Source organism: Petrotoga halophila DSM 16923, from assembly GCF_002924615.1.
Window position 1 is genome coordinate 1 of the sequence record NZ_JALY01000275.1, and the last position, 3,875, is coordinate 3,875.

Below are 3,875 nucleotides of genomic sequence, written 5' to 3' on the forward strand. Positions count from 1 at the left end.
GAAGTAGGTATACACACTGAGGCGTGGAAAACAGTTATGGATGATTTTCAAAAAGAAACAGGGATAAAGGCAACTATTCAGCAATTCCCTTATGCAAATTATTTTGATCAGCTGATGTTAACCTTTACCTCTGGAAGAGTCGATTTTGATGTACCTTATGTTTCAATGCTTTGGTATCCCGCTTTAGCAACTGCCGGATATATATACCCCATAAACAAGATCGAAGGATACGAAGAGTTAAATTTAGAAGATGTTTCTGGTATCGAAAATGCCTGGCAAAATGGGAATCTGTATTTCATACCGTATATGAATGAGTTGGGTGGCGTAGTTTACAGGACTGATTTGTTCAATGATCCTAAGGAGAAAGCGGCTTTTAAAGAAAAGTACGGGTATGAACTAGCCCCACCCCAAACGTTGGAAGAATATAAAGATATAGCCGAATTTTTCTATAGACCTCCAGAATTATACGGTATAACTCTCATGGGCCAAAGAAGTATATTTCTTGCTACTCATTTCCTGCAAAGATTATGGGCAAGAGGAGGAAGTCTTTTAAATGATGAAATGAAACCTGTTTTCAATTCCAAAGAAGGTATTGAAGCTTTGGAAGAAGTTGGAGAAATGTTTGAATACGCAAACCCTGCTGCAAAAACCTATGTATTTCAGGATGCTTTGACAGAATTTACTCAAGGAAGAAGCGCTATGGCTGAACTATGGACGACAGCTATGCTTTACACAGAAGATCCAGAAACTTCAAAAGTTGTTGGCAAATCATCTTTTGTCGGATTCCCAAGACCGGAAGAATTGAAAGATGAAAAATTACCAATGCTATATATTTCATGGGGGTTTACTATCAGCTCTGCAAGTAAAAATAAAGAAGAAGCCTTAGAATGGATAAAGTTTGTGACTGAAACACAAAATGAAGTAAAAGCTGCTCCTTACGGTAACATTCCAGCACGTTTTTCGTCTATAAATGATCCAGCATTGAGAGAAGAATTTCCGTGGTTGGATGGCTTTTCTAAAGCAATGGAAAATTCTATCCCAACGCCTATGGTCCCACTCATTCCGGAAGGAAATTCTATAGTAAATGATTATATAGCCCCTGCTGTGTCTGAATATCTAAGCGGTTCAAAAACAGCTGAAGAAGCTTTGAATGAAGCTGCTGATGGTGTTTTCCGACTTTTGAAAGACCATGGTTATTATTGAATCCAAGAAAGCCCCGCTAAAACGGGGCTTTACTCTAAAGGAGGTTTTGTTGATTGCAACCGAAGAACAAATTAAATAATTTAGGATATGTTTTACCCGCACTTATTTTCATAATATCGATTTTTTTGATTCCTATTGTATATACTGTAGTCATTTCTTTCTTTAATTGGAATCTTTTAAGACCGGATTTAGGAGTAAGGTTTGTAGGTTTACAAAATTATATAAGAGCTTTTAGAGACTCTTTTACCTGGGAGACAATGGGAAGAACTTTCTACTTTGTTATAGTTTCAGTTCTATTGGAACTAATATTTGGTTTTATAATAGCCCTTTCCCTAAACACAGAATTTAAAGGTTGGAAAGTTGTTCAATCGATAATTTTGATTCCTTTCATGATTGCTCCCGTGGTAGTTGGATTCGCATGGAAATTTGTTTTAAATAATGATTATGGTCCTTTACCACAACTTTTAATGAACATAGGATTTAGTTCTATAGCAGAAAATCCATTGTTAGCAAATCCAAACTCTGCTATGTTCATGGTAATATTAGCGGATGTTTGGGAATATACCCCTTTTGTTACTTTAGTTTTATTAGCTGGTTTAAAAGCTTTGCCACAAGAACCGTACGAAGCTGCATATGTAGACGGAGCTTCGGCTATTCAAAGATTTTTTTACATAACTTTACCTTTACTACGACCCTCAATCATGGTTGCTATTGTAATCAGGACATTAACGTCTTTAAGGGTATTTGACACAATTTTCATCATGACGGGTGGTGGACCAGGTTCTGCTACAGAAACTCTATCTTTTTATGGCTATAGGACTGCATTTCAATCATACCAAATGGGATATTCGTCAGCGATTAATCTGATCTCATTTTTCTTAGCGATTGTTTTTACTTTAATCTATATGAAAATACTAGGGTGGGATAATAATGAGTAAAAGTAAAATTATAAAAGTATTGTCAATGACAATAGTAGTTATAGCGTTAATTTGGACGCTTTATCCACTTATGTGGATTCTTTTTTCATCCTTTAAAACACCTATTGATCAGTTCACTATTCCACCAAAGTGGATCCCAGAAAATTTTACTTTGAGGAATTATAAGATTTTTTTTAGTAACACCGAATTCGTAAGAGCCTTCTTAAATAGTATTATAGTCACCGCCTCCTCCACTATTTTAGCACTAATCCTTGGTATACCAGCGGCTTATGGTTTGGCTCGTTTTAAATGGAAACATGCAAGTCTATTGTCATTTATTATATTGTTAGCACGTATGACTCCTCCGATTGTTATGGTGTTACCTTTTTTCTTAATTTCTCGCATTCTAAATCTATCAGGAACATACATACCTATTATCATGGCTAGTTCTTTTTTCAGCGTACCTTTTGCGGTGTGGATGATGCAAGGATTTTTTTCTGAAATTCCTGAATCACTAGAGGAAGCTGCTATGATAGATGGTTGTACGAGATTTGAATCGTTGAGAAAAATAGTTCTTCCCTTAGTATTGCCAGGAATTTCGGCAACTTCAATATTATGTGCACTCGTATCATGGAATGAATTTTTATTCGCCTTAATTTTAACTGGCCAAGAAACTAGAACACTGCCTGTACTTGTGAATATGTTTGTAAGTGAAAAGAATGTTGATTGGGGGGTAATGAGCGCTGCTGCGTTAATCACTGTTATACCCATGATAATCTTCGGACTACTTGTTCAAAACAATTTGGTTAGAGGGTTAACTGCAGGAAGTGGAAAATAACTTTGATTTTTGGAACTTCTAGCTTGTTTTTTTCACAAGAAAAAACAAAAAGATGATATAATAAATAAGCATATGATTTTGCTTAAAAATTTTCTCTTTTTTTCGGCAAGAAGGTTAATTTATGGGAGGCTCGTTTAAGGTTGGAAAAAGAAACAACAGTCAACGAAAAAAATTATTATTCTAGGTTGGACACGTTTATAAGAAAAAATTATCCCGAAATAAAGTTGGGAGCTATTTACAGTTTGATAAGAAAAGGTTTTGTTAAAGTCAACGAAAAGAGGGTCAAAAAGAACAATTATATTTTAGAAATAGGAGACAACGTTAAAATTATTCTGGCTGAAAATAAATTAGAAGAAATATCCAGACCTGCTCAACCTTCTTTAAAAGCAAGACCAGTCTCTTTTGATATTATCTATGAAGATAAAAACCTTCTAGTGATAAACAAACCCGCCAAAGTATCTGTACATCCGGGATCTAAAGAAGAAATGGCAACGATAATCGAGGGAGTGATGCACTACTCACGAGGTGAATTTGAGCCTCACTTGGTACATCGTTTAGACAAATTAACGTCCGGGGTAATGGTTGTGGCAAAAAACAAGCAAACAGCTCGTGAGTTGACACAGTTAATCAAAAGTAGGGAAACAAGAAAATATTACTTAACCTTATTAGTAGGGAATTTAAATAAAAAAAACGGCGAATTAGTTTCTACAGTTTATGGTAAAACAGCCCAGTTAAAATATCAGCTTAAGAAAAAATTCGATTTATTTGGGGATATATATTCTTTGGTAGAGATTGAATTATACACAGGCAGAAAACATCAAATAAGAGTTCAATTTGCTGATTTAGGTTTTCCCATTGCTGGGGATGATAATCACGGAGATAAAAAGAGAAACAAGTTCTTAAGAAAGAATTATGGT

Annotated in this window: 4 protein-coding genes; all 4 read left to right on the plus strand. The window is 35.1% G+C overall.

The window, feature by feature from the left end; translation table 11 throughout:
- A partial coding sequence (locus tag AA81_RS12905; RefSeq protein WP_103899267.1) for an ABC transporter substrate-binding protein occupies positions 1–1,203 on the plus strand: 1,203 nt, incomplete at its 5' end.
- Between the two features lie 53 nt (positions 1,204–1,256).
- Complete coding sequence (locus AA81_RS12910; RefSeq protein WP_103899268.1) at positions 1,257–2,141, plus strand: carbohydrate ABC transporter permease; 885 nt, start codon at positions 1,257–1,259, stop codon at positions 2,139–2,141.
- On the plus strand, positions 2,134–2,958 hold the full coding sequence (locus AA81_RS12915; protein ID WP_211286433.1) for a carbohydrate ABC transporter permease: 825 nt from the start codon (positions 2,134–2,136) through the stop codon (positions 2,956–2,958). The genes AA81_RS12910 and AA81_RS12915 overlap by 8 nt, the downstream gene beginning before the upstream one ends.
- 140 nt (positions 2,959–3,098) lie before the next feature.
- Positions 3,099–3,875, plus strand: a 777-nt coding sequence (locus tag AA81_RS12920; protein ID WP_103899269.1) for an RluA family pseudouridine synthase, incomplete at its 3' end; no start/stop codon positions are given.